This is a genomic window from Italian clover phyllody phytoplasma str. MA1 (genome assembly GCF_000300695.1).
Lineage (GTDB): Bacteria > Bacillota_I > Bacilli_A > Acholeplasmatales > Acholeplasmataceae > Phytoplasma.
In genome coordinates, this window is sequence record NZ_AKIM01000192.1 from 1 (window position 1) to 514 (window position 514).

Genomic DNA, 514 nt, shown 5'->3' on the forward strand with positions numbered 1-514 from the left:
TTTTAATTTAGTTCTTTTTATTTAAATCTTAAAATGTAAATCCAGCATCTTCTAATTCTCTAGCTCCAAATCCAGCCAATCTTAAATCTTGATATGTAAATCCAGCATCTTTTAATTCTCTAGCTGTAAATCTATCAGCTTTTAAATCTCCAGCTGTATACCCAGCATCTTTAAAATCTTTAGCTGTATAACCAATTTTTTGTTTTAAATCATAAGGAGGTCCCCACTCTAAAATATTTAATTGTCTATTTGTATAACCGGCATCTTTTAATTCTTGGAATGAATAACCTAAATCTTTTAATTCTTTAATTATATATCCGGCATCTTTAAAATCTTTAGCTGTATATCCAGCATCTTTTAATTCCTTAACTGTATACCCAGCAATTTTTAATTCCTCAAATATATATCCACCATCTCTTAATTCTTTAGCTGTAAAACCAAGTTGTATTAAATAATTAACTCCAGCCCCTAATTTTTTAAAATCTGCAACTGTTTGATAAAGTTTAGTTTTGAA

1 pseudogene is annotated in these 514 nt (G+C 28.0%); it reads right to left on the bottom strand.

Annotated features, from left to right (window positions below):
• Positions 1 to 28: 28 nt before the first annotated feature.
• Positions 29 to 514, bottom strand: a pseudogene (locus tag RI01_RS03735) (type IVB secretion system protein DotG/IcmE); the annotation flags it as partial.